Origin of the sequence: Streptomyces sp. R-07 (genome assembly GCF_049913175.1) — a bacterium.
Lineage (GTDB): Bacteria > Actinomycetota > Actinomycetes > Streptomycetales > Streptomycetaceae > Streptomyces.
The window spans coordinates 7,776,972-7,801,791 of record NZ_CP183978.1 but is presented as its reverse complement, the minus strand read 5'-3'; the positions used below and the strand labels follow the sequence as shown (position 1 = coordinate 7,801,791).

21 protein-coding genes and 2 pseudogenes are annotated in these 24,820 nt (G+C 71.5%); 9 read left to right on the top strand and 14 right to left on the bottom strand.

Annotated features, from left to right (window positions below; all coding sequences use genetic code 11):
- Positions 1–136: 136 nt before the first annotated feature.
- Positions 137–664, top strand: a pseudogene (locus tag ACN9M0_RS35555) (hypothetical protein); the annotation flags it as partial.
- Positions 665–918: 254 nt separating this feature from the next.
- On the opposite strand, the gene ACN9M0_RS35550 reads toward ACN9M0_RS35555, so the two are convergent.
- The 8 genes from ACN9M0_RS35550 to ACN9M0_RS35515 form a co-directional block, all read right to left on the bottom strand.
- On the bottom strand, positions 919–1,614 hold the full coding sequence (locus tag ACN9M0_RS35550) for a DUF6766 family protein (RefSeq protein ID WP_426404932.1): 696 nt from the start codon (positions 1,612–1,614) through the stop codon (positions 919–921).
- Between the two features lie 83 nt (positions 1,615–1,697).
- On the bottom strand, positions 1,698–2,078 hold the full coding sequence (locus tag ACN9M0_RS35545; RefSeq protein ID WP_426404931.1) for a hypothetical protein: 381 nt from the start codon (positions 2,076–2,078) through the stop codon (positions 1,698–1,700).
- A gap of 53 nt (positions 2,079–2,131) precedes the next feature.
- On the bottom strand, positions 2,132–2,608 hold the full coding sequence (locus ACN9M0_RS35540; protein WP_426404930.1) for a hemerythrin domain-containing protein: 477 nt from the start codon (positions 2,606–2,608) through the stop codon (positions 2,132–2,134).
- A 14-nt stretch (positions 2,609–2,622) separates the two neighbouring features.
- A complete protein-coding gene (locus ACN9M0_RS35535) occupies positions 2,623–2,898 on the bottom strand; it encodes an isoamylase early set domain-containing protein (RefSeq protein WP_366039353.1) in 276 nt (91 codons plus the stop codon).
- Between the two features lie 582 nt (positions 2,899–3,480).
- Positions 3,481–3,846: a cytochrome P450 gene (locus ACN9M0_RS35530; RefSeq protein WP_366039352.1), complete on the bottom strand. Its 366-nt coding sequence runs from the start codon at positions 3,844–3,846 to the stop codon at positions 3,481–3,483.
- A gap of 174 nt (positions 3,847–4,020) precedes the next feature.
- Positions 4,021–4,641: a hypothetical protein gene (locus tag ACN9M0_RS35525; protein ID WP_426404929.1), complete on the bottom strand. Its 621-nt coding sequence runs from the start codon at positions 4,639–4,641 to the stop codon at positions 4,021–4,023.
- Positions 4,642–4,837: 196 nt separating this feature from the next.
- Positions 4,838–5,818, bottom strand: coding sequence for an NADPH:quinone reductase (locus ACN9M0_RS35520; RefSeq protein ID WP_366039350.1), 981 nt, complete (start codon positions 5,816–5,818; stop codon positions 4,838–4,840).
- Positions 5,819–5,840: 22 nt separating this feature from the next.
- On the bottom strand, positions 5,841–6,413 hold the full coding sequence (locus tag ACN9M0_RS35515) for a PadR family transcriptional regulator (RefSeq protein WP_366039349.1): 573 nt from the start codon (positions 6,411–6,413) through the stop codon (positions 5,841–5,843).
- 113 nt (positions 6,414–6,526) lie between these two features.
- On the opposite strand from ACN9M0_RS35515, the gene ACN9M0_RS35510 reads away from it, so the two are divergent.
- Both ACN9M0_RS35510 and ACN9M0_RS35505 read left to right on the top strand, forming a co-directional pair.
- Entirely contained in the window at positions 6,527–6,946 is a 420-nt protein-coding gene (locus ACN9M0_RS35510) for an ester cyclase (RefSeq protein ID WP_366039348.1), read from the top strand.
- A 793-nt stretch (positions 6,947–7,739) separates the two neighbouring features.
- A complete protein-coding gene (locus ACN9M0_RS35505) occupies positions 7,740–9,956 on the top strand; it encodes a molybdopterin oxidoreductase family protein (RefSeq protein ID WP_366039347.1) in 2,217 nt (738 codons plus the stop codon).
- Here ACN9M0_RS35505 and ACN9M0_RS35500 read toward each other — a convergent pair.
- A complete protein-coding gene (locus ACN9M0_RS35500; RefSeq protein WP_366039346.1) occupies positions 9,948–10,502 on the bottom strand; it encodes an isochorismatase family cysteine hydrolase in 555 nt (184 codons plus the stop codon). The genes ACN9M0_RS35505 and ACN9M0_RS35500 overlap by 9 nt on opposite strands.
- A gap of 204 nt (positions 10,503–10,706) precedes the next feature.
- Here ACN9M0_RS35500 and ACN9M0_RS35495 point away from each other — a divergent pair, with 204 nt between their 5' ends.
- From ACN9M0_RS35495 to ACN9M0_RS35475, 5 genes are all read left to right on the top strand, one after another.
- Positions 10,707–11,507, top strand: coding sequence for an SDR family NAD(P)-dependent oxidoreductase (locus ACN9M0_RS35495; RefSeq protein WP_426404928.1), 801 nt, complete (start codon positions 10,707–10,709; stop codon positions 11,505–11,507).
- Between the two features lie 87 nt (positions 11,508–11,594).
- Positions 11,595–12,224, top strand: coding sequence for a flavodoxin family protein (locus tag ACN9M0_RS35490; protein WP_366039344.1), 630 nt, complete (start codon positions 11,595–11,597; stop codon positions 12,222–12,224).
- 38 nt (positions 12,225–12,262) lie between these two features.
- Entirely contained in the window at positions 12,263–13,156 is an 894-nt protein-coding gene (locus tag ACN9M0_RS35485; protein WP_426404927.1) for an SDR family oxidoreductase, read from the top strand.
- A complete protein-coding gene (locus ACN9M0_RS35480) occupies positions 13,153–14,154 on the top strand; it encodes a PHP domain-containing protein (protein ID WP_366039342.1) in 1,002 nt (333 codons plus the stop codon). The genes ACN9M0_RS35485 and ACN9M0_RS35480 overlap by 4 nt, the downstream gene beginning before the upstream one ends.
- A 604-nt stretch (positions 14,155–14,758) precedes the next feature.
- Complete coding sequence (locus ACN9M0_RS35475; protein ID WP_426404926.1) at positions 14,759–15,811, top strand: MerR family transcriptional regulator; 1,053 nt, start codon at positions 14,759–14,761, stop codon at positions 15,809–15,811.
- 66 nt (positions 15,812–15,877) lie between these two features.
- On the opposite strand, the gene ACN9M0_RS35470 is transcribed toward ACN9M0_RS35475, so the two are convergent.
- The 5 genes and pseudogenes from ACN9M0_RS35470 to ACN9M0_RS35450 all read right to left on the bottom strand — a co-directional run.
- Positions 15,878–16,456 carry a sigma-70 family RNA polymerase sigma factor gene (locus ACN9M0_RS35470; protein WP_426405375.1) on the bottom strand — a complete coding sequence of 193 codons (579 nt, stop codon included), beginning with the start codon at positions 16,454–16,456 and terminating at the stop codon, positions 15,878–15,880.
- A 330-nt stretch (positions 16,457–16,786) separates the two neighbouring features.
- Entirely contained in the window at positions 16,787–18,160 is a 1,374-nt protein-coding gene (locus ACN9M0_RS35465; RefSeq protein ID WP_426404925.1) for a cryptochrome/photolyase family protein, read from the bottom strand.
- A gap of 340 nt (positions 18,161–18,500) precedes the next feature.
- Positions 18,501–20,576: an MMPL family transporter gene (locus ACN9M0_RS35460; protein ID WP_426404924.1), complete on the bottom strand. Its 2,076-nt coding sequence runs from the start codon at positions 20,574–20,576 to the stop codon at positions 18,501–18,503.
- 522 nt (positions 20,577–21,098) lie between these two features.
- A complete protein-coding gene (locus ACN9M0_RS35455) occupies positions 21,099–22,631 on the bottom strand; it encodes an SDR family oxidoreductase (RefSeq protein ID WP_426404923.1) in 1,533 nt (510 codons plus the stop codon).
- Positions 22,632–22,928: 297 nt separating this feature from the next.
- Positions 22,929–23,030 (bottom strand): annotated as a pseudogene (locus tag ACN9M0_RS35450) (fasciclin domain-containing protein); the annotation flags it as partial.
- A gap of 686 nt (positions 23,031–23,716) precedes the next feature.
- Here ACN9M0_RS35450 and ACN9M0_RS35445 point away from each other — a divergent pair.
- The gene (locus tag ACN9M0_RS35445) at positions 23,717–24,808 is read left to right on the top strand and encodes a PP2C family protein-serine/threonine phosphatase (protein ID WP_366039336.1); all 1,092 of its coding nucleotides are present in this window, start codon (positions 23,717–23,719) and stop codon (positions 24,806–24,808) included.
- Positions 24,809–24,820: the final 12 nt, after the last annotated feature.

The following is a 24,820-nucleotide window of genomic DNA, read 5'->3' as shown; positions in this document are numbered from 1 at the left end:
GCCGCCGAAGGACCCAGACTCGCCAGGAACGCAATCCGCAGCAACGACGGCACCGAATAGGAGGTGAAAGAGACAAACCAGCCGATAACGATCCGGTGCTCTGCCGGTGAGCTTCCCCGGAAGGGGATGCATCGCGATGACTGTCAAGCGCTCCACCCGTCTGACCAGCCTCGTGACCCTGCCCGCGGCCCTCACGCTCACCGTGGCGGCCCCGGCACTGGCCCATGACACGAACGACGCGGGGCAGCGTACGCAGCACGGCCGGAGCTACCAGGTCGACCTGCGGCAGCTGAACGACTCGGGTGTCCGCGGCACCGCTCAGCTCACCCTGCAGGGCCGCCGGCTCACGGTGAAGATCGACGCCCAGGGCCTGGTCCCCGGCCAACCGCACGCCCAGCACATCCACGGGTCCACCACCGGGCACGACTTCACCTGCCCTGACGCCAGTGCCGACAAGAACGGCGACGGCATCGTCACCACCGCCGAGGGACTGCCCGCCTACGGAGACATCAACATCTCCCTGACCACCAAGGGCGACACGACGAAGGCCAGCGGCCTGGCCGTCGACCGGATGCCGGTCGCGGACAAGAACGGCAACCTGTCCTACTCGCGGACGATCACCGTCTCCCAGGCCGTCGCCGACCACATCACCTACCTGCACGTCCGAGGCCGTCACCACGTCCCCCGAAACCTCGACTGGTCTTGACGATCGCCGCGTTGCACCGCGATCCGACTCATGGGGACAACACCCTGGAAACCGCGCACCCTCGCCCGTCTCGGGCCGCAGCCAGGTACCGTGCGCCGGCATCAGCGGTTCGGCGGCGAGCGACCGCCGGACTCGACTGAGGAGTAGTCAGCCGACGGTCCGGCCGCCCGGTCATTCAGGCCGACTGACGGTCGCCGTTCTCGAAGTCGGGGTCAGCCTTCGATGCCCGTGGTGGTGTGGGACGCGCCGACCGGTTTGGACTCCGGGGAGCCGCGCTGGCGGAGGTAGATGGACAGGACGACCATGGCGGCGACGGCGAGGAGTTCGGACTGCCAGTTCTGCAGGGTCCGGTTCCAGAAGTCGGGGCTTGCCACGTAGCCGGCCCAGCTGACGGGATCCTCGAGCTGGCGGAGCTGCTGGTCGTTGTAGGCGGCGGTGCCGGTAATGGACTGCGCCAGCCAGGACAGGACGAACAGCGCACCCATGACGGTGCCGAGGGAACGGGCGTAGAGGGTCTGGCGCCAGTCCTTCGTACCGGCCCAGCGGGGCGAGTCGGGTCGTGCGTGGGCGCCCATGCGCTGCTCCTGCTCGCTCTCCGTACCGGCCTTGTGAACCTTCTTGGACTCCGGGGAGCCGCGCTGGACGAGGTAGACGGTGCCGAAGATGTAGAGGAAGAACTGGAGGAACTCCGACTGCCAGTTCTCGGTGACGTCCACGGCGAAGTCCGAGGACGTCAGGTATTCGCCGAAGCCGAGCGGCTGGAGGCCGTCGACCGTCATCTGTTCGTTGAACTCGGCGTGCCCGGCGATGGCCTGGCACGCGAGGACGATCAGGAAGCCGATGCCGAAGGCGAGAGTCAGGCTGTTCTCCCGCCAGAACCCTCTGCGCGGTTCGCGGCTGTCGGTCATCGTTGGAGCACCCCGATGGTGATGAAGTAGCCGAGGCCGCCGAGGATGACCACCAGCGTGGTGCTGAACAGGGTCCGCATGCCTCAGGCCCCCTTGATCAGGCACTTGTAGGGCTGGTTCGGCCTTGGTGTGCAGCCGGCGGCAACCACCTTCCAGCCGCCGGTGAACAGGGACAGGAACAGGGTGTCGCCGTCCGTCCGTACCATCGCCTGCCGCCCGTACGCCTCGACCCCCTGGATCCCGCGCGTCTTGGGCAACCCCTGCGACGCGAATGCCGTCGGGCAGGCCTTCTGTTCGTCCTGCTCCAGCTGCTGACGGGTCTGCGGGGCCAGCAGCCGGCAGGCCCGGACGTGGTCGCCGGTGGCGACGGCCGCTTCGAAGCCGGCCCCCACGGCGGCCGCGGCGTCCTGCCGTGCCGCCGGACCTCCGCACCCCGTCGCTCCGAGCGCCACCGCGGCCGCCAAGAGCAGCCCGCACCAGGGGCGTCCGGCCCCGGCGGAGCAAAGCCCCGACCGGGTCACTTCGAGTCGGCGCTGGGAACGGCCAGCGGATCGCGCGGCGCCTGCTTCTTCCCGGCCTCCAGCTCGCCGCCCAGCTCCACGAGCCGGTTGCGGCCCATCACCTTGCGGACTTCCGGGAACCAATCCTGTTCCTCCTCCTCGACGTGGTGGCGGACCTGTTCCATCAGCACGCTCATCTTCGCCTTGAACCGCTCGTCGCCCGGGTCCATGTCCTTGATCTCCGACAGCGTCCACACCACCGCGTGGTGCTCCTCGATGCTCTCCAGGATGTGGTCCGTCGTGTCCGGTGCGGCCTCGCGGGCGGCCGGGTAGAAGAACTTCTCCTCGATCCAGGCGTGGACGGTGAGCTCCTCGACCACCTCGTCGGCGATCCGTCGGCGCTCGGCCGTGTCGTCGTCGGAGGTCTTCTCGAAACGCTTGAACAGCTTCTCGCCCGTCTTGTGGTCCTCGCGCAGCAGCACGATCGCATCCAAGCGGGCGCGCCTCGTCAGGTGTTGACGCGGCTGTTGGTGCCGTCATGGCCGTCGGCCTGGTCGTCGTCGAACCAGTAGTCGCCGGCCGCCAGGTAGCGGAAGGAGTGGCCGCTGTGCGCGGGCAGGACGACCGTGGCCGCGCGCATGCCGTCGCCGCGTACCTGGAGCGGGTGCGTGGCGGGGTTCCAGTGGTTGAAGTCCCCCACGACGCTCACCGGCCCGTCCGGGCTGTCGGCGGGAAGGACGAAGGTGACCTGTGTGCGGCCCTTGAGCCGTTTGCGTTCGAGCACGTGGACGATCCTGACGAGTGAGAGCGGGCAGAGGCCCAAGCACCGTCGCACGGCGCCCTCCGCCGCCGCTCCGCACACGCCGCCGGTCGTGGCACTGTCACTCACCTGGAGGCCGGGGCGAACCCCTCCCCCTCCCCCGCCGGACACTTCATGCGAGTAGTTGTCCTTCGCCTCCCGGGAGGACGCACGCAGACACGAACAGCTGCTGATCCTCCGGCAGCCCACTGCTGCTGGCGGCGCTCAGAGGGACAGTCCCACGGCGGCCTACGCCTTCCTGACGGACTGCGTGGGCGATGCCCGCGTCCATCTGACCGCTGAACGACCGGAACAGCTGGAGTACCGAAAGCTCGTCGCCCAAGTGGGCTGAGACCGCCGGACGGAGGCGGCGGATCAGAGCAGCGGCGCCCGAATCACAGCCACCTCCCGTCCAGGATGACCCGGACTTCGCGCCGGCCTCCGCCCTGGCCTTGGTGGGAACGTGCGGGCGACCGGAGTCAGTGGCCCAGGGCGTTCTTCAGTTGCTGCTTGGTCATGGTCGAGAGGCCCTCGATGCCGCGCTTCTTCGCCTCCTGGTACCCGGTCCTACCCTCCGCCCTGGGCGATGAGCTCCCCAGGGCGGGGCTCTCTGCCGAGGAAGCGGCGCGGGTCGAAGCGGAGACGCTCGGGCCAGAGGTCCGGGTCGCGGTGGTGACCGGGTACGTCAAGGAACACCAGCGTGCCTTCGGGCACGTCTTGGGAAGAGAATCGCAGGTCGCGGGCTGCGAGGCCGCCGACGAACGGCACGAACGGACAGCAGCGGCGCACCTCGTGGGCGAAGGCCCTCAGGTAGGCGCCGTCGTCCCCGCGGAGTTCCTCGCGGACAGCGGGGAAGCGGTGCAGTGCGTGTGCGGCGGAGGTGGTGAACGAGGTGATGGCCAAGGTGGGGCGAAGGACGTTGAGCAGTTCCACGGCAGCCGTCACCGTGCCGTCGGCGCAGGCCGGGGGCCCAGGCTCAGCCGCGGGCCAGAAGCGCGAGCGGGTTGTCAGCGAACGGACGCGTGCCGATCGCCGACCCGGTTGCCCGCACGAACGCCGCCGAACGGCTGGCGCCGTACCAGTGCGCCCGACCTGAAGCGGCGCCGATCACAGTTCTGGACGTTCTCCGGGCTCGGTCCCCCGGCGAACCGAGTCGGCGCGGGGGCCGGGACGTCCCACGGGGAGGATGGGGCGGTGCCGGGTGTCTTCAAGGGCGAAGGCGGCGGCTGCGTACAGAGCTGCTGCCGTCAGGATGAGCCCGATGACGCCGGCGGTGTCCTCCCAGCCAGGTGCCCCGGTCAGCTCGTGCAGCCCAGCCGCGCACAGCCGCATCGCGGCACAGGCGATGACCGCGGTGGCCGCGATCTTGTCCGTACCGGCGGCGACGATCGGCACGAGCAGACTGACGGCGATGACCAGCAGGAACAGGCCGAGGACGTGCCGCGTACCGGGCACAGGACCGGTGCTCAGAAGGGCTCCCTGGATCAACCAGCTCCCACCCAGGATGGCCATGGCCGTGCCGAATCCGGTATCCCTGGCGCGGAAGCCCAGTACGGACGCCAGGAGCTGCAGCGGGAAGGCAAAGGCGATCATGACTGCGGCCACCGCGTGCCGTTCGGCGGGCGGCGCCCACCTGAGCTGGAGGCCTGCGGTGGCGAAGGCTCCTCCGGCCAGCGCCAGGAAGCCCAACTGGCTCTGTCCATGAGAGCCGACGATGGCGGCGAGCATCAGCACCGTGCCGGTGACGACTGCTCTCTGGGGTTGTCTTCCTGATCTCGCAGGTCAACGCGAAATCAGACGTTCTGTCATAGGAGGCACGCTCAGGTCTTGTCTCGGCTGAGAACGTCGCGCGCCCCTGGTACCGCTCGGCTGCTTCCTCGGCTGATCAGGACGCACCCGTGGGCGTGTTGAACGACGGGCGGGGTCACTGGGGGAGGGTGACCAGGACGCGGCCGCGGCTGCCGGCGTCGACGCGGTCGTGGGCCTTGGCGATGTCCGCCAGGTCGTAACGGTCGCCGACTTCGACGGTCAGGGCGCCCGCGGCGGCCGCGGCGGTCAGATCGCGTGCTGCCTGGCGTTTCGCCTCTTCGGGGAAGTCGTCGCTGCCGATCAAGCGCAGGATGACATTGTTGAACAGCAGGGGCCAGAAGGGGATCTCGGTCCGGTCCGCGCTCGTCGCGTAGGCGGCGATGACCGCGCCGTTCGCGACGACGGCGTTGTCGAGGTCGGCGTTGTCGGACAGGGACACCTCGACGATCCGGTGCACGCCCTCGGCCGCGTACGCGCGGATCGCCGAGGCCGGGTTCCCCTGGTCCAGGGCCACGGCGTGGGACACGACAGCCGGATCGACCTGTGCGAGATCCGCGCCCCTCCGGACAGTGGCGAGCACCCTGGCCCCGCCCCAGCGGGCGAGCTGCGCGGCCAGGGAGCCGACCCCGCCCAGAACGCCGTGCACCAGCACGAGCTTGCCGTCGACCGGTCCGTCGGCGAACACGGCGCGGTGGGCGGTGATGCCGGGGATGCCCAGGGCCGCGCCGACTTCGTCGCTGAGGTGGTCGGGCAGCGGAACAGCCAGATCGGCGGGTACGACGGTGTACTGGGCGGCCGTGCCGAAGGGCCGGTAGGACTGGGCGCCGTAGATCCACACCCGCTGTCCGGCCCGACGCCCGTCGACCCCCTCGCCCACGGCGTCGACGACTCCGGCGGCGTCGCTGTGCGGGATCACCCGTGGGTAGGGCATCGAGGAGCCGAGCCAGCCGCGCCGCTTCTTGGTGTCGCCGGGGTTGACACCGGAGACGGTGACGCGGACGCGTACCTCGCCCCGGCCGGGGGTCGGGTCGGGCAGCTCGCCGACGCGCAGCACGTCGGCGGCGGGGCCCTGTCGGTCGTACCAGGACGCAAGCATGAGCGGCTACCTCCGGGGCTGGTCAGCGCACAGGTTGTCCGAGCGTAGAGGGGTCCGTCTCGGTGCGCGCGGTGACTGGCTCGTCACCGTCCAGAACCTGGTGCAACCAGGCCCGTTCGGCGCTACTGATGGCGCGGGCGGTCAGCAGCATGCCGCGCCGGTAGGGGTCGGCCAGGTCCTCGGCACGCAGCGGCCGGTCGCCGTCGTAGAAGAAGCTCGCCGGCTCCTCCAGGAACTCCAGTCGCCGCCGCAGCACCGCGTGCTGTTCGGCGACGTCCGGCAGGAGGGACAGGAACGCCAGTACGGTGAAGAACCGCGTGAAGTCGCTGATCTCGTGGTCGGCGGGCGCGCGCAGCCGCTTCAGCAGGTCGGTGCGTCCGGCGTCGGTCACACTCAGTATGTAGCGGGCCGGGCCCGCGGCCGGGTCCGCGCGCCGTTCCAGCAGGCCCGCCGCGGCGAGACGCTTGATCGCCGGGTACAGACTGCCGTCGCTCACCGGCCGGGTGTAGCCCGTCAGCTCCGAGAGTCGGCGTCGCAGTTCATGTCCGGGCAAAGGCCGCTCGGCCAGGAAGCCCAGTATCGCTAGGTCAAGCATGTCCCTATCATCCCACACCTACATCGATTCGATGTGCACATCGAATCGATGTACTGTGGTTCTTCCGCTCGCTCGTTGCGAGGGGCAGTGCCAGAAGAGAGAGGCTGACGGACATGTCGCCGCAATCCACCGAAGCCGTGATGAGTCGCTTCGTCGAGTTCATCAACACGGCCGACGAGGACCTTGCCCGTGAGGTCATCGCCCCGGATGCCGAGTTTCATGCGCCGAGCCACGCGGAACCGCTGCGGGGCCCTGAGGGCTACCTGGAGCTGATCGCGATGATGCGCGCGGGGTTCCCGGATGTCCGGTGGACTCTGGAAGAGATGGTCACCGAGGGCGACACGGTGGCCGCCCGGTTCACCATGCGCGGAACGCATCAGGGCGAGTTCTTCGGAATCCCGGCCAGCGGAAAGACCATCTCGGTCCAGGCCATGAACTTCTATTACCTGGCCGACGGAAAGATCATCAAGGAGCGGGGCCAGCCCGACCTCCTCGGGGTGATGCAGCAGATCGGTGCCGCGCCTGCGCCTTGAGAGCACAGGTCCGTCGGCGGCAGCGCCGGACGTCTACCGGCTTCCGGCGGTGCGAGGGTGGCGTGCCAGACCATGGTCCTGGCGCACCATCCTCGTCTCATGTCACCTCGCCGGTGGTCAGCTCTTCGCGTCCGGTCGCGGTTCGGCGGCCGCGAGGCCGGCGATGGCCACGAGCATCAGCGCCGTGCCGACGACCGTGGCCGCGGTGAGCCGCTCGCCGAGGAGCGGGCCCTCTCTGCGGAGCTGCGGCCCACCGCTGTGCCGCCGCAGTGGCCCCAGGAATCGAACACGGGGCGACCGGGGTGCTGTCCGAAGTCATGAACAACGCTGTCGAATCTCGTGAACAAAGCCACCCAACGGTACGGGTGTGCCCAGGGGGCGCACGACGGTCGCGGTGACGTAGCGCGGCGGGGTGGGCTCGGCCATGGCTCGTTCTCCTTCCGACCGACGACTGTCGCGGTGAGGACATGCCTGCCTTCAGCACCTGCCCCGGTCCTCGTTTGTCACGCCTGCCCGGCGAGAGCGGTGTCAGGTGGTGCGCTCCGGGTAGGCGCCACTCGTCGAGCGTCAGGCGGCGACCGCGCCGCATGGATGCAGAGGAGCGGCTGTGAGACGCAATCCGGCGAATGTGTCCGGCGATCGGATCGCCGATCCGTGGGGGCGCCGCACCCCGTACGGCCGGGGCGGGCAGTGGCCGGTACGCACGGACACCTGCCTGGCCGAGGGAGTGGCCGAGGGTGAAGTCGAGGCGTGGGTGCGAACGGCTTCGCTCCTGCATTCCGATGGTGACGCGATGGACATCGCCGTCCGGGACGGGCGGATCGTGGGGGTCCGAGGCCGGGCCGGCGACCGCGTCAACCGGGGCCGGCTGGAGCCGAAGGACCTGTACGCGTGGCAGGCGAACGGCTCGGCGGACCGCCTGACCCGGCCGCTCATCCGTGACGGCGGACGCCTCGTCGACAGCGACTGGCCCACGGCGATGGACCGCATCGTCACCAGATCACACGAGCTCATCAGCTCCCACGGCTCGAAAGCGGTGGCGTTCTACACCTCCGGGCAGCTTTTCCTGGAGGAGTACTACACCCTCGCGGTCCTGGCCCGTGCCGGGATCGGCACGCCGCATCTTGACGGCAACACCCGGCTGTGCACCGCGACGGCGGCGGAGGCGCTGAAGGAGTCCTTCGGCAGCGACGGCCAGCCCGGCTCGTACGAGGACATCGACCACGCGGATGCGATCGCCCTGTTCGGGCACAACATCGCCGAGACGCAGGTAGTGCAGTGGATGCGCATCCTGGACCGGCTGCAAGGGGACGAGCCGCCGCGGCTGCTGTGCGTGGACCCGCGGCTCACCCCGGTGGCCCGTCGGGCGACGGTGCACCTCGCGCCCCGGCTCGGTACGAATGTGGCGCTGCTCAACGCCCTGCTGCACGAGGTCGTCCGGCACGGCTGGACCGACCCCGCGTACATCGCCGGGCACGCGGTCGGCTTCGACGCTCTGCGCGAGCAGGTCGAACCGTGCACGCCTCGGTGGGCCGCCGGCATCTGCGACGTGCCGGCGGCCGCGATCGAGGAGGCCGCCGAGCTGGTCGGTACCGCGGACCGCCTGCTGTCGACCGTGTTGCAGGGGTTCTACCAGGCCAATCAGGCGACCGCGGCGGCCGTCCAGGTCAACAACCTGCACCTGATCCGCGGCATGCTCGGCCGCCCTGGGGCGGGTGTGCTTCAGATGAACGGCCAGCCCACCGCCGAGAACACGCGCGAGTGCGGAGCCGACGGAGACCTGCCGGGGTTCCGGAACTGGCAGAACGAGGCCCACGTGGCCGACCTCGCGCGCGTCTGGAACGTGGAGCCGTCGGTCATCCCGCACGGCGGACCGCCGACCCACGCCATGGAGATCTTCCGGCTGGCGGAACAGGGCAGGGTACAGATGCTGTGGATCAGCGCCACCAACCCGGCCGTGTCCCTGCCCGAACTGGCGCGGATCCGCACCGTCCTGGCCCAAGAGCGCCTGTTCACCGTCGTCCAGGACCTCTTCCTGACCGAGACCGCGCAGTTCGCCGACGTAGTGCTGCCCGCGGCGACCTGGGGCGAGAAGACGGGCACCTTCACCAACGCCGACCGCACCGTCCACCTGTCCGAGAAGGCCGTGGACCCACCCGGCGAGGCCCGCCCGGACCTGGAAATCTTCCTCGACTACGCGGCCCGCATGGGCTTCCGGGACAAGGACGGCGGCCCACTCGTCCACTGGAGCGGCCCGGAAGAGGCCTTCGAGGCGTGGAAGCGGTGCAGCGCCGGACGCCCCTGCGACTACACCGGCCTGAGCTACGAGAAACTCCGCGGCCCCAGCGGCATCCAGTGGCCGTGCACCGAGCACGCCCCAGAGGGCACCGACCGCCTCTACGAGGACGGCGTGGCCTGGGCGCACCCGGACCTGTGCGAGTCGTACGGCAAGGATCTGGTGACCGGCGAACCGCTGGGCGAGGCGCGGTACCGGTCGATGAACCCGGACGGGAAGGCCCTCATCAGGCCCGCCCCCTACGTCCCGCCGAAGGAATGGCCGGACGAGAGCCATCCCTTCCACCTGACCACCGGGCGCACCCTCTACCACTTCCATACCCGCACCAAGACCGGCCGGGTGCCCCGACTCGCGGCCGCGGCACCGGACGTGTGGGTGGAGATCGCCGACGCCGACGCCGCCCGCCTCGGCTTGGTGGAAGGCGACCTCGTCGAGGTCACCACGCGGTGCGGTGCCTTGCGCGGGCGCCTGCGGATCGGGTCCATCCGCCCGGGTGTCCTGTTCGTCCCCTTCCATTACGGCTACTGGGACACCCCGGCCGGCAGCGCCCCCGCCCCGGGGACACCAGGGCGTGCCGCGAACGAGCTGATCGCCCCCCTCTGGGATCCCGTCTCCAAGCAGCCCCAGTTCAAGACCGCCGCAGCCGCCCTCAGCCTCGTCGAACACGCCGGCGGCCCGACCCAGACCCTGACGCCGGCGCCGCCGTCAGCCTGAGGGGGCGTCCTCGAAGGTGACTTCGTGGCTCGGGCGGAGCTCGGCCGACATGTTGCGTTCCATCATGCGCAGGGCCGCGTCGGCGAGGCCGGCATCGATGTGGGCGACCGCGTCGAGGGCCACGACGACGTCGAGGTGGCGGATGTGGGCGTCCAGGGCCGAGTACAGAACGCACTGCTCGGTCACCTGCCCACACAGCACCACCCGCTGGACATCGAGCTGGCCCAGCAGGTAGGCCAAGGGGGTTTCGTAGAAGACCGAGTGCCGTGCCTTGACGACGAACAGGGATTGCTCGTCCGGTGCGATCGGCTCCACGAGGTCGCCGTAGCGGCCGGCCAGGGCGGCTTCGAGGATCTCGCCGTGGTGGGAGCGCCAGCGGCCGAAGTTGTCGTTCACGTAGATGACCGGTGCGCCGGCGTCCCTCGCCTGCTCGAGCAGCGTCCCGATGCCCGGGAGGGCTTCGCGGACGCACCGCACCAGCGCATCGGCGTCCTCGTGCTCGTAGGTGTTGAGCATGTCGATCACGATGAGTGCCGTGCCACCCACGCCGTCTCCTTCCTCCAAGCGGCCCCATGGGCGGGGACCCTCGGAGCGCGGCCGCCCTTCACGGGCGTGGACCGGTCCCCGTCGGGGCGGCGGTGCAGGCAGTCTGCTGCCTCGGTCGAGGTCTCGCGCGTCGGCCACGCCGTGCACCACTCGGGCGACGCATACACCTGGACATGTTGTGTCCAGGAGGGGTAGGCGCGGAACATGACCCAGAACCGAGAACTTGCGGTAGTGACCGGCGCGTCCAATGGGATCGGCTTCGAGCTCGCCCGGCAGCTCGCCGATCGGGGTTTCGACCTGATCGTGAACTCCGCCGACGAGGAGCGCCTCCTCTCTGCGGCCGACGACATCGGGCGGCAGACCGGGGCGAACGTGCAGCCCTTACGGGCGGACCTGCGCAGCTACGAGGAGGCCGAGCGCTTCGTCGGGGCGGTGGCCGCCACCGGACGTCCGGTGGCCGTAGCCGCGCTGAACGCCGGCGTGGGACGAGGAGGAGCGTTCCTCGATACCGATCTGGAGGACGAGTTCGAGATCATCGACCTGCACGTACGCTCCACGGTGCACGTGGCCAAGCGGCTGCTCCGCTCGATGGCCGCGGTGGGCGGAGGACGGATGCTGATCACCTCCTCGATCGCGTCCACCGTGCCGGGCTCGTTCCAGGCCGTGTACAACGCCTCGAAGTCGTTCCTGCAGTCGTTCTCGCAGGCGCTCCAGAACGAGCTCAAGGACACGGACCTGACCGTCACCGCCTTGATGCCCGGCCCCACCGATACGGACTTCTTCCGCCGCGCCGACATGGGCGACACCAAAGTCGGCCAGAGCGGGAAGGATGACCCCGCCCAGGTGGCCGAGCAAGGGCTCGACGCGCTCTTCGCCGCAAAGAACAAGGTCGTCGCCGGATCGCTGAAGACCCGCGCCCAGGGCATGGCCGACAAGGTCCTGCCCGACAGCCTCGAAGCAGAGGGACACCGCCGGATGGCCGAGCCCGGATCCGCTGACCGGTAGCCGCCCGCCGGGGCGGACCCAGCTCCGCTGGCGGGTCCCCGTGAAGGACGGACGGATACGGCCTGACCATCGGGGTAGCCGGACCCCATGGACACCACAACCGAAACCCTGCCGCTGCGTGCCGTCGCGCTGGTCTGCACGCTCTCGCCGTCGCCGAAACCGTCCAGTTCGCAGTTGCTCGCCGAGCAGACCATGGCCGCCCTCGCCGACCACGGCGTCACCGGGAAGGTGATCCGGATCGCCGATCACGACGTCAAACCCGGGGTCGAGGTCGACATGGGAGACGGTGACGCCTGGCCGGAGATCCGCGACACGATCCTCGGCTGCGACATCCTGATCCTGTCCACGCCGATCTGGCTCGGCCACCCCTCCAGCATCGCCCAGCGCGTCCTGGAACGGCTCGACGCCGAGCTGGGCGAGAGCGACGAAGAGGGCCGCATGCTCACCTACGGAAAGGCCGCAGCCGTGTGCGTCGTCGGCAACGAGGACGGCGCCCACCACGTCAGCGCCGAGCTCTTCCAGGGCCTGAACGACGTCGGCTTCTCCCTGCCCCCGAACGCCGCCACCTACTGGGTCGGCGAAGCCATGCAGGGCACCGACTACCAGGACCTCGACAAGACCCCCGACAAGACCGCGGCCACGACCGAAACCCTGGCCACGAACACCGCGCACCTCGCGCGCCGGCTCAAGGCCGCCGCCTACCCGCCCTCCACCTGACATCCCGCCTCACCCGACCGAGTCGGAAGGAGACCGCGATGCCCTCCCACGACCAGCCCCGCCTCACCGATCCGGTGTCCCTCCACGCCCGCCCCCCGTTCCCCGCGCAGGACCAGGACCATCCAGGCTCGACCGAGGCCATGGACCCCCGCCCCGACCACGGTGAGGACTCCTACCAGGGCCACGGTCTGCTGCGCGGCCGCAAGGCGCTGGTCACCGGAGGGGACTCCGGGATCGGCCGGGCCGTCTGCCTGGCCTTCGCACGGGAAGGCGCCGACGTCGTCTTCACCCACCTGCCCGAGGAAGCCGACGAAGCCGACGAGACCGCCCGCCTGATCCGCGACGCAGGCCGCACGGCAGTGGCCGTCGCCTGCGACATCCGGCACGAAGGCGAATGCACCGCCCTCGTCGACAAGACAGTGGGCGAGCTGGGCGGCATCGACCTGCTCGTCAACAACGCCGCCTACCAGATGGCCCAGCCGGACGGGATCGAGGCGATCACCACCGAGCAGTTCGACCGGGTGATGAAGACCAACCTGTACGGAATGTTCTGGCTCACCAAGGCCGCGCTGGCCCACATGCCGCGCGGCGCCTCGGTGATCAACACCGCCTCCGTCCAGGGCTACCAGCCCAGCCCGCACCTCCTTGACTACGCCATGACCAAGTCCGCGATCATCTCCTTCACCCACAGCCTCGCCCAGATGCTCGCCGAGCGCGGCATCCGTGCCAACGCCGTGGCCCCGGGGCCGGTCTGGACACCGCTGATCCCCGCGACGATGCCCGACCCGACCGAGTTCGGCGAGCAGTCGCCGCTGGGCCGGCCCGCACAGCCGGCGGAGATGGCACCCGCCTACGTCTTCCTCGCCTCCGACCAGGCCTCCTACATCACCGGCGAGATCGTCAACGCCACCGGCGGAACCCCCCTGCCGTGACCCCGGACGAAGCCCTGCGCCGGATCGCCTTCCTCCTGGAATGGCGCGGGGCGTCGCCGTACCGGGTGCGGGCCTTCCACACGGCGGCCGACGCCGTCCGCGGCCTGCCACCGGGACAGGTGGAAGCAGCGCAGGTCGAACGGCTGCGCGGGGTGGGTCCGGTCACCGCCGAGGTGATCTCCCAGGCGTCGACCGGGGTGGTGCCGAGCTATCTCGCCCGCCTGGAGGCCGAAGCCGACCCGGCCGCTCGCGTCGGCTGGGACCTCGCGGCGGCGAGCACCGGGGACTGCCACCTGCACTCCGACTGGTCGGACGGCGGTAGCCCGATCGAGGACATGGCCGGCGCGGCCCGCGCCCTGGGCCATCAGTGGGCCGTCCTGACCGATCACTCACCGCGGCTGACGATCGCCCACGGGCTGAGCCCGGCCCGGCTGAGGGGCCAGCTGGAAGCCGTGGCCGAAGTGAATTCCCGGATGGGCCCGGACTTCCGGCTGCTCACGGGCATCGAGTGCGACATCCTCGACGACGGCTCACTCGACCAGGACGACGATCTGCTCGACCGGCTCGACATCGTCGTGGCGTCCGTGCACTCCAAGCTCCGCTCGGAACCCGAACCCATGACCGCCCGCCTGCTGGCCGCGGTACGCAACCCCCGCGTCGACGTCCTGGGCCACTGCACGGGACGGATCATCACCGGCCGCGGCCGCCCGCAGTCCCGCTTCGACGCAGAGGCCGTCTTCGCCGCGTGCGCGGAGGCCGGTACCGCGGTGGAGATCAACTGTCGGCCCGAACGACGCGACCCACCGGACGACCTGCTCGTGCAGGCCGCCGCCGCGGGCTGCCGCTTCGCCGTGGACACCGACGCCCATGCCCCCGAACAGCTCCACTGGCAGAGCACGGGCTACGCACGCGCGGCCCGGATCGGCCTGGGACCGGACCGGCTGATCACGACCTGGCCCCTCGGACGGCTACTGACTGCCAGAAGTGGCAGGCAGTGAAGCAAACACCCTCCTCATGCCCCCGCGCGCCGTCCCGGCGTCGGCCAGTTGACAGGCGGGCATCGCGTACGCCGTGGGCGATCAGGTCGCCTACGGCGGAACCGGCCACCGCTGCCGGCGGGGCCCACACCTCGCAGGTCGGCTGGGAACCGCCCACCGCCCCCGCCCTCCGGGAACGCTCGGCCTGACCCGGCCCGTACGGCGTGACGCGCGAGACCTGCTGCCCGACCGCACCGCGGAGCCGGTGGCTGCCGACTCGCCGCTCACCCGGGCATCAAGGCGATCTGCCGGGACCGGTGCCGCACGATCAGCCAGACCGCCGCCCGCGCGACACCCGACGCGATCGAAGTCGCGGGACGGCTGCGACCGCACCACCGACACCTAACCCGGTGTCGTCGAGCGGCAGCTCGCCGAGTTCCCGCCGGGCAGGCCCGTCCATCCGACCGACGTCAGCTGCGGCAACGCCACGCTCGCCCACATCACCAGGGACAAGACGGGGTGGTCACCCGCCTTCCGGCGGCCGCCGGGACATGGCACCCCTGATCATGCTTCCCCGCACGCGACGAACCGGCTCGCATCGTTTCCGCATCGTACTGTGGTGAACATGTACGACTCCGTGCACGGCATCACCACGGGCGCCGTCGCCCGTCGTCTGGGGGTCTCCCCCGTGACCGTGCGTTCCTGGGACCGGCGGTACGGGATCGGCCCCGCCGTCCGCGCGGAGGGGCGGCACCGGCGGTGGAGCCCCGCGGACGTCGCGATGCTGGAGGAGATGTGCCGTCTCACGGCGTCGGGCGTCCCGCCCGCCGAGGCGGCGCGGGCCGCCCGGGAGGTGCGGTCCTCAGCGGTGCCGGGCGGAGGCCGCGCGTCCGTCGGCCCTCCGGCCGAGGCCGTCACCGAGCCGGTCGTGTCGTCGGCTGAACCGCATCCCACGCCGGCCCGGCGTGCGGTGGCCGGCAGCGGCCTGCCGCTGGGCGACGTGCGGCAGGAGTGCCGCGGGCTCGCCCGTGCCGCCGTGCGCCTCGACGGACCTGTCATGGAGGCAATGCTCCAGGCGGCACTGGCGGAGTACGGGCTGGTCACCACCTGGGAGGACATCATGGCCCCGACGCTGCACGCGGTGGGCCGGACCTGGGAATCGTCCGGCGACCGCTACGTCGAGATGGAGCACCTGCTCTCCTGGCACGTCTCCACCGCCCTGCGGCGGGTCGCCGTCACCGGACCGGCAGTCGTCTCCAAGGCCCCTCCGGCCGTGCTGGCCTGCGTCCCCTCGGAGCAGCACACGCTGCCCCTGGAGGCGCTCGCCGCCGGCCTCGCCGAACGGGGACTCCCGACCAGGATGTTCGGCGCGGCCGTGCCCGCCGAGGCCCTCGACGCGGCGGTGCGACGGTCCGGGCCGACCACCGTCGTCCTCTGGTCCCAGGCCCGCTCCACCGCGAACCACGCTCTGGCCCGGCACGTCGCGGGGACGGCGTTCGGAGTACGGGGCGCACGCACCGCTCCTCTGGTCCTCCTCGCGGGCCCCGGCTGGCTCGGCCGGACACCCGCTCCCGGCACGTCACGTCCCACCGATCTGCGGGAGGCGCTCGGCGTGATCTCCCGGCTGTACGAGGAGATGGCCGGGTACGAGGAGCGGGCCGGAAGCACCGGAGCCTGAGCGGCCGGACCCTCACGGACGAGGCTGGCTCGCCGGCCGGTGCCGGGGCGCCCGGACCCGGGCCGGTCAGCGACCGGCGCGGACACCGGCGAGTTCGAGGCTGTGCCGCATGCGCCGGAGGCCGCGGCGGGCGTGGCTCTTGACCGTGCCGAGCGGAATGCCGGTGCGGTCGGCGATCTGAGTCTGGGTCAGGTCGGCGAAGTAGGCGAGTTCCAGGACGTCGCGCTGGACGCGGGGCAGCCTGGACAGCTCTTCGGTGACGACCATCCGGTCGAGGACCCGCTCGGGCTCCTCGTCCATCCGGTCCTCGTGCTCCAGAGAGGCGCCGAGGGACGCCGTGAGCTCGGTGCGGCGGGTGCGGGCGGTCAGGGTGTCGGCGATCCGGCGTCGGGTGATGCCGGTGAGCCAGGCCGGCAGGGTGCCCCGCTCGGGACGGAAGTTGGCCCGGCCTCGCCAGGCGGCGACGAACACCTGCTGGGTGACGTCCTCCGCCTCGCGGGCGTCGCCCAGGGCGCGGGCCGCCAGCGTGTGGACCAGGCGGCCCCAGCGCTGGTACGCGGCGGCCAGGCACCGCTCGTCGCCGCCGGCCAGGCCGCGGGCGATCCGGTCGTCGGCATCGGCGTCGGCGGCGGCAACGGCCGCCATGGCCGCGGCGGTCGCTGTGGGGACGCGCACGGCCGCGGTCGGCGCATCGGTGGCGGCAGGCACCCGCAGGGCGGCGGTGCCGACTGTCTGCGCATCGGTGCCGGCGGGCGCGAGGACTCCGGTCGTCCGGTGTGCGGTCATGACGCTTCCTCCTCCGGGTGGTGGCACGAACTCCCACCGGGTGTGCCGCCGTCGCTGCGAGAGCGTCGGCGCCGGGACCTCGGTGACGCCGTGCCTCCTCACGGTCCGTCCGGCACACACCCCGGCACAACTCGCATCGCTTTCGCATCGAAAGCTCCCCGGGACAACGATGCGAGGGTTCGCACCGGATCAGGAAGAGCCTCGGAGCCGGCGGAAGCGCGCCAGACCCTCGGAGAGCTCGATCAGCGGCTCCGGATAGTCGACGGCCGCCCGGTCGAGTCCGGTGAGCCGCCAGGGCTCGTGGACGGCCGGACCGTCGAGGGCCGCCAGTTCCGGGACCCAGCGGCGGACATAGCTGCCGTCGGGGTCGTACCGCTTGGCCTGCGTGACGGGGTTGAGGACGCGATGGGGCCGGGTGTCCGTGCCGGTGCCGGCCACCCACTGCCAGTTGAGCTGGTTGTTCGCGACGTCGCCGTCCACCAAGAGGCCGAGGAAGTGCCGCGCGCCTTCCCGCCAGTCGATGCAGAGCGTCTTGGACAGGAAGGAGGCCGTGACCAGCCTGCCCCGATTGTGCATCCATCCCTCGTGGGCGAGCTGCCGCATGGCGGCGTCGACGAGGGGATAGCCGGTACGTCCCTCCCGCCAGGCCGCGAGGTCGGCCTCCGCGTCCGCGCCCACCCGCCAGCGGCCCGGCCTCGGCCGGTAGTCGGCCTCGGCCGACGCGGGGCGCGCGGCCAGCACCTGGTGGTGGAAGTCCCGCCAGCAGAGCTGCCGTAGGAACGCGTCGGCGCCCGCCCCGCCCCGCTTGCCCGCCCGGTGCACCGCCTCGGTGGCGGAGAGGGCGCCGAAATGGAGGTAGGGCGAGAGACGGGAGGTGGCGTCGCCCGCCAGGTCGTCGTGGCGCTCCTCGTAGGTGTCGAGACGATCGGCCAGCCACGAGCCGAGCCGCTTGCGGGCCTCGCTCTCCCCTCCCACGGGGAGGGCCGGCGACACATCCGCGACGGCGGAGCGCCGCGGGATGCGCTCGGAGCGCACGTCGGACGGCACGCGCAGCTTCCTCGGGGCGGCGAAGGGGGTCCGGAGCGGCTCGGCGGCCCAGCGCCGGTGATAGGGCGTGAAGACGGCGTAGTGGTCCGAGCCCTGCGGGACGACGTCGCCGGGCGGGACGACGGTGACGACACCGTCGTGCACGTACAGGCGGCAGCCGTCCTCCTCCAGCGCCCTGCGGAGACGAGTCTCCCGCCGCCGGGCGAAGGCCGTCACGCCGGCGGCCATGTGGACCTCGTCGGCGTCGGTCTGCCGCACCAGGGCCCGCACCTCGGAGACCGTGTCGCCCTCCCGCACCACGAGACGGCCGCCCCGCTCCTTCAAGGACCGGTCGAGGTCCTCCAGACAGTCCGCGAGGAAGGCCAGCCGGTTGGGCGCCGCGAACCCCGTGCGGGCCACGGCCGGGTCGCGGACGAACACCGGCACCACCTCCTCCGCCCCCTGGGCCGCGGCCCTGAGCGGCGGATGGTCGTGAACCCTGAGGTCGGAGGTGTACAGAACGACGGACACGGTCATCGCGCTCTCCCTGCTCGGCCGCCGGTCACGGACGCGCGGCGCCGCGCCGGGGTACTGGTGTGGAACTCCTGCATCCGCGGTTCCCCGTTTTCCGGGGTGCCGGATGCACGCGGACCGGGCCACCTCGGCGGGGCGGAGGACGCCGGCCCGCGACGGGGTGCCGGACCGGGCGTGCGGCTCCGGCTGCTCGCCCTCCCCTCGTCCGGTGCCTGATGCTCGTGACACGATCTGTCCGGGCTCTGGTGCTCAGCCGCTTCCACGGGATCGCCGGCGTCTCCAGCGGGCCGCCGGCGGCTGGACGCGCGCGGCTTCCACGCGGAAGCGCCCGATCGCGGGTCGGTCAGGGACGGTGGCGGAGCGGGCCCGGCCACCAGACCATGGGGCCGATGTCCCGGACGAGGGCGGGCACCAGGAGCGAACGGACCACGAGGGTGTCGAGCAGGACGCCGAAGGCCACGATGAACGCGATCTGGACGAGGAACGCCAGCGGGATCACGCCCAGGGCCGCGAAGGTGGCGGCGAGGACGACGCCGGCCGAGGTGATGACCCCGCCCGTGGCGACCAGTCCCCGGCGCAGGCCCTCGCGGGTGCCGTGCAGCTCCGTCTCCTCGCGCACCCGCGACATGAGGAAGATGTTGTAGTCGACGCCGAGGGCGACCAGGAAGACGAAACCGTACAGGGGGACGGCGGGGTCGGTCCCGGTGAAGCCGAGGACGTACTCGAAGACGAGGGCGGAAACGCCCAGCGTGGCGAGGAAGTTGAGCGCGACGGTGGCCACCAGGAGCGCGGGCAGCAGCAGCGAGCGCAGCAGGCCGACCAAGATGACCAGGATGATGGCCGACACGACGGGAACGATGAGCCTCCTGTCCCGGTCGGCGGTGACTTGGGTGTCGTACTTCTGGGCGGTGGATCCGCCGACCAGGGCGTCGGCACCGGGGACCGCGTGGAGGGCGCTGCGCAGGGCGACGACGGTGTCCCTGGCGGCGTCGGAGTCCGCGGCGTCTGCGAGAGTGACGTCGATCCGGACGCGCCCGTCGGCGAGGAGCGGCCGCGAGGTGCCGGGGGCGGCGAAGAGGGTCGCGGAGTCGACCCCGTCGACGTCCGCGGCAGCCGTCCGCGCCTTCTCCGCGGCGGCGGCGTCGGCGATGACGACGGCGGGGTTGCCGGCGCCGCCCGGAAAGTGCTCACTCAGGCGTTCCTGGGCGGCGACGGAGGGGGCGTCCTTGACGAAGATCTCGTCGAACGGGACACCCCTGGAGTCAAGCGTGAAGGAGAAGGCAGCGCAGGCGAGCAGGGCCGCCAGGGAGCCGGCCCAGACCTTGCGGGGCGCACGGTCGACGAGCCCGGCGACCCTGCGCCAGGCGGGGTGGGCCGGCTCGCCGTCGACGGTGGCCTTGGGGCGGGCCGGCCAGTACGCGGCACGGCCGAGCAGCATCAGGGCGGCGGGGAGGAACGTCACCGAGCTCAGGACGGCGCAGACGATGCCGATCGCGCCGACTGGGCCGAGGGCCCGGTTGTTGGTGAGGTCGCTGAACAGCAGGGCGAGCAGGCCCAGCGCGACCGTGGCGGCGCTTGCCACGATCGGCCCGAAGGACTGCTTGAGTGCGGCACGCATGGCCGGCACCCGGTCGCCGTCGCGTCGGCCCAGCTCCTCCCGGTAGCGGGCGGCCAGCAGCAGGGCGTAGTCGGTGGCCGCGCCGATGACCAGGATGGACAGGATGCCCTGGACCTGGCCGTCCACCCGGACGACGTCGTGATCGGCAAGGACGTAGACGACGGCGCAGGCCAGGCCGAGGGCGAAGACGGCCCCGACGATGATCAGCAGCGGCAGCAGGAGGCTCCGGTAGACCAGGAGCAGGATCACCAGGACCGTCACCAGCGCGACGACGAGCAGGAGCCCGTCGATGCCGACGAACGCATCACCGAGATCCGCCCGGGTCGCGGCGGGACCCGCCAGCCACACCTCGGTCCCCGGTACGGCGGAGACGGCGGCCTCGACCTCCCCCAAGGTGACGGCCAGTTCGTCGCCGAGGTCGGGGCGGAGCTGCACGATTCCCCGCAGGGCCTCTCCGTCCGCGGAGGGGAAGGCCGGGCTGGGTGCGCCCACCACCCCGTCGGTGCCCGTGAGGGAGGCCAGGGACCGGGTGGCGGTCGCCTGCGCGGTCGGGTCGACAGGGCCGCCGCCGTCGGCGGACCAGACGACCAGCGCGGGGAGGGTCTTCTCCTGACGGAACGCCTCCTGGGCCCGGAGGACCCGGGTCGACTCGGCGCTGCGTGGCAGGAAGGCGGCCTGGTCGTTGGTGGCCACCTCACCGAGCCTCCCGGCGTAGGGACCGAGCCCTCCTCCGACACCGAGCCAAAGGACGAGCACCAGCAGCGGCAGCAGTCTGCTCGCCCAGCGCGCAGGTGCGGACATGGAGGCCTCCCCGGAGATGGTTCGACCACCTCAACGATCGAGATACAGGACATCGTGGAGCAGCCGGGCTTCCGTGGCCCCACCCTCCCCGCGCGACGGAACGGGTCCGCCCGACACCCTCCCTTCCGCACACCGGTATGACACGGATGCGGTCGACCGGGGAACGGGGCGACGGTCGGACCACTCGCCCGGGCGACCCCGGGACACGCCGGCCCGTATCGGCCCGGAGGGCAGAGCTTTCGGCACGGCAGCCGACCTCGACAGCGCGTGCGACACCGTCTGCCGGCCGACCACGCTCACGGACCCTCACGCCACCGGAAGCCCGCCACGCCGATGGCGACGAGAACGGTGTCCAGCCCTCCGAGGGCTTGAGCGGCCCCGCTGTCAGGGGCGGCTCAGGCCCTCGGAGCGGCCCCGCTGTCAGGGGCGGTTCGCGCCGGGCGAGCAGATCCACGCTCCGCCGCCACGGAGGAGGCGCGGACGGCCCGGTCGGCGCCGCGCGCGCCGTTCACGCGACAGGGGTCACCCGCGGCCCGGTGCCGCGCCCGTCCGCCCCCTCTCCCTCTCCCTCTCTGCGGTCCGGGCGATGTTCCTGGCCATGCCACCGAAGACCACGGCGTGGAACGGGGCCACGCCCCACCAGTACGCCTGCCCGGCAAGGCCCCGGGGGTGGAAGAGCGCCCGCTGCCGGTACGACGTACGGCCCCGCTCGTCCCGGTCCACTGCCATCTCCAGCCAGGCGAGACCGGGCAGGCGCATCTCGGCCCGGAGGCGCAGCAGGCGCCCGCGATCGATCGCCTCCACGCGCCAGAAGTCCAGCGCGTCACCGACCCGGAGGTGCTCCGCGTCCCTGCGGCCCCGGCGCAGTCCCACTCCCCCGGCGAGCCGGTCGGCCCATCCTCGGACGGACCAGGCAAGCGGGAAGGAGTACCAGCCGTTCTCCCCGCCCACCCCCTCGATGACCCGCCACAGCGCCTCGGGGCTCGCGTCGACGATGCGGGAGCGCTTGTCCGTGTAGAGGCTGCCGCCCGCCCAGTCCGGGTCGGTCGGCAGCGGGTCGCTCGGCGCCCCGGGCGGTGAGGCGGACGACCAGCGGGTGGTGACCCGTGCCTCCCGCACGCGACGGAGGGCCAGCCGGAGGGCCTCGGCGAAGGGGATGGGCCTGCCGGGGCCGTCGGGGACATGGCGGGTGATGTCGTTCTCGGTGCAGACCACCTCGTGCCGGAGCGATTCGGTGAGGGGGCGGGCCAGGGAGGCCGGCACCGGTGTGACGAGGCCGATCCACTCGCTGGACAGCCGGGGGGTGAGGACCGGTACGGGGACGATCAGACGCCTGCGGAGCCCCGCGGCCTCCGCGTACCGCACCATCATCTCCCGGTAGGTGAGCACGTCGGGACCCCCGATGTCGAAGGTCCGGTTCACTCCGGCGGGCAGTCCGGCGCTCCCGGTCAGGTATCTCAGCACGTCACGCACCGCGATGGGCTGGACGCGGGTGCCGACCCAGCTGGGGGTGACCATGACGGGGAGTCGTTCGGTGAGGTACCGGAGCATCTCGAAGGAGGCCGATCCGGAGCCGATGACGACGGCGGCCCGCAGCACGGCGGTGGGGACGCCCGAGTCGAGGAGGATGCGGCCCACCTCGGTGCGGGAGCGCAGGTGCGGCGAGAGCTCGCCCTCCGGCACTCCGCTCGGGACCAGACCGCCCAGGTAGACGATGCGCCGCACCCCGGCGGCACGGGCCTCGGCCGCGAACGTGCGGGCGGCGAGCCGGTCGGCGTCCTCGAAACGCGCCGTCGAACTCATGGAGTGGACGAGGTAGTAAGCGACGTCGACGCCGGCGAACGCCCCGCGGAGGCTCTCGGCGACCGTGACGTCACCACGTACGGTCTCCACCCGGTCGGCCCAGGGAAAGTCGCGGAGCTTGTCCGGGTGCCGGGCGAGACAGCGCACACGGTACCCCGCGTCGAGCAGCTCCGGTACGAGGCGGCCCCCGATGTAGCCACTCGCGCCGGTGACCAGGCAGAGGGCGTCGTTGGCCGGGGTGGGGAGGTCCATGCGCTGATCCCTTTCACGGACTGCCATGGCGTACACGTGCCATGAGGTTCTCTCGTCGTCGTGGGGGCACGCGGATGCGGGCCCGGGGCTCGGCCGAGGCCGGGCCTTGCGCGCCCTCGCTTCGGCATGAGCACGGGTGCCGATGACGTGCACGGTCGTGTGGGACGTCCGCCCGGTGCCGCGGACGCCGGAGGCGGTGTCGTTCACCATGCACGTGTCCCCGGACCCGGCGGTGCTCGGCATGCCGCCCTCCAGGGTCTTGCAGGAGCCGTCGGCGAGGTCGGCCTCGTCCAGGTCTGCTTTCGAGATCTCGGCGAAGGCGTCGTTCGTCGGCGCGAAGGCCGTGAGGGCCTCCGCGTTGTTCAGGGTGTCGACGAGGCCGGCCTTCTGAACGGCGGCGCTGAGGGTGGACGGTGCGGGACGAAGCCGCCGTCCTCGGCCGACGCCTGCGGCCCGGGGCCTCCGAACGAGACCGCGAGGGCCGTCCCGGCCAGGACCGCCGGACGCGGCGCCGGGTGAACGTGGTGTTCATGACGTGCTCCTCCCACGGCCGCACGCCGAGGGCCGCGGCTACGGATCGATGGACCTCTCACCTGGACATTCGGCGCGAAGCCGCCCTACGGATGAGTACGACGGCACTTCTTTTCTCGTAGGTCGATCCTCCGCCTCCCCCGCCCTCCCACCGGAGCACGTCCCGCCGTTCGGAAGTCTTGGCCCGTGTACGGCGCTCTCCAGGTCCGGGGAGGGCGCCGTCCGCGTGGCCTCGGCCGGGATACCCCGGGCCAGGCACCCTCTGGGAGCGCCCGGCCCTTCCCATGGGGGAGGTGTCGAACCACCCTTCTTCTCCCAGTTCATCCCACCCATGTCCCAGTCCTGACCAGCGGTTCCGGGCCATACACGGGCCGGCTTCGGCGAAAGGGATACTCTTGGTGTCCGGTCTTCACCGTCCGTGACGTTTCCTGGGCCCTACGAGCCACTGGCACATCACGCGGTCGCGCTCCCGCAAGCCGGCAGGCGTGCTCTGCCCTACCCGTAGCCCGCTCGTCACGTCGCTGAGCGCGCCCCTCGCGGATACTCTGGGATTCATGATCGAGTCCGGACGGCCGCGGCTCCGTCAGAGCTACCGCTACGGCAGGCTTGTGCGGCTGTCACCGGTGATTCTGACCGTCGTGATCGCCAGCCTGGCTTACGCCACCCCGCCGGAGATGGCCTTCAGCCGCCTCCTGCCCGCGGCGCCGGCTCTGGCCGCCGCCATGTGGCCGGTCCTCCCGACCGTCCTGCTCGGGACCGTCTGCCTCTTTCTGATGGTCGGCCTCAGCTTCGTCTTCCCCGATCTGGGGACGTGGTGGACGTGCGGGGGGATCGTCGCGGTCACCGTGGCCGCAGCATACGGAAGCCACGTCCGGCTTCAGCGGGAGCGCACCCTCTTTCAGGTACGGCTCGTCGCCGACGCGGCCCAGCAGGTGGTGCTGCGGCCCCTGCCGCACCGTTTCCGGAACGTCGAGATCGAATCGCTGTACCTCGCGGCCGCCGCGGAAGCCCGCATCGGCGGGGACTTCTACGAGGTGGTCGATACGCCGTACGGGGTACGGCTGCTCATCGGCGACGTGCGGGGCAAAGGCCTGCCGGCAGTCGGGGCGGCCGCGGCGATCGTGAACGCCTTCCGGGAGGCGGCACACGGCGAGGCCTCCATGGCCGACATCGCCCGCAGGCTCGACGCCAGCTGCACCCGGCACAACGCCGCCCATCCACCCGAGGCACCGATGGAACGCTTCGCCACCGCGCTGCTCGTCGAGATCCCGCATCAAGGCAGCCGCATCACCATCGTCAACTGCGGACACCCCCCACCGCTGATCCACAGCCTGAACAACGTGCGCATCCTCGAGCCGTCCGCCCCGTCGCCCCTGCTCAGCCTCGCGGAGTTGATCGGTGACCAGTACCGTGCGGACGCCTTCGACTTCGCTCCCGGCGAGCTCCTCCTCCTCTATACGGACGGGATCGCCGAAACCCGCGCCCGGGACGGTGAGTTCTTCCCGTTGACAGAATGGATGCGTCGACAGCTCCCCACGCCTCCCCGTGATCTGCTCACGGCCCTGCACCACGACCTCCTCCGTCACAGTAGAGGCAGCCTCGACGATGACATCGCCGCCTTGGCCGTACGCCTGCACACTCCATGAGCCATGCGCACG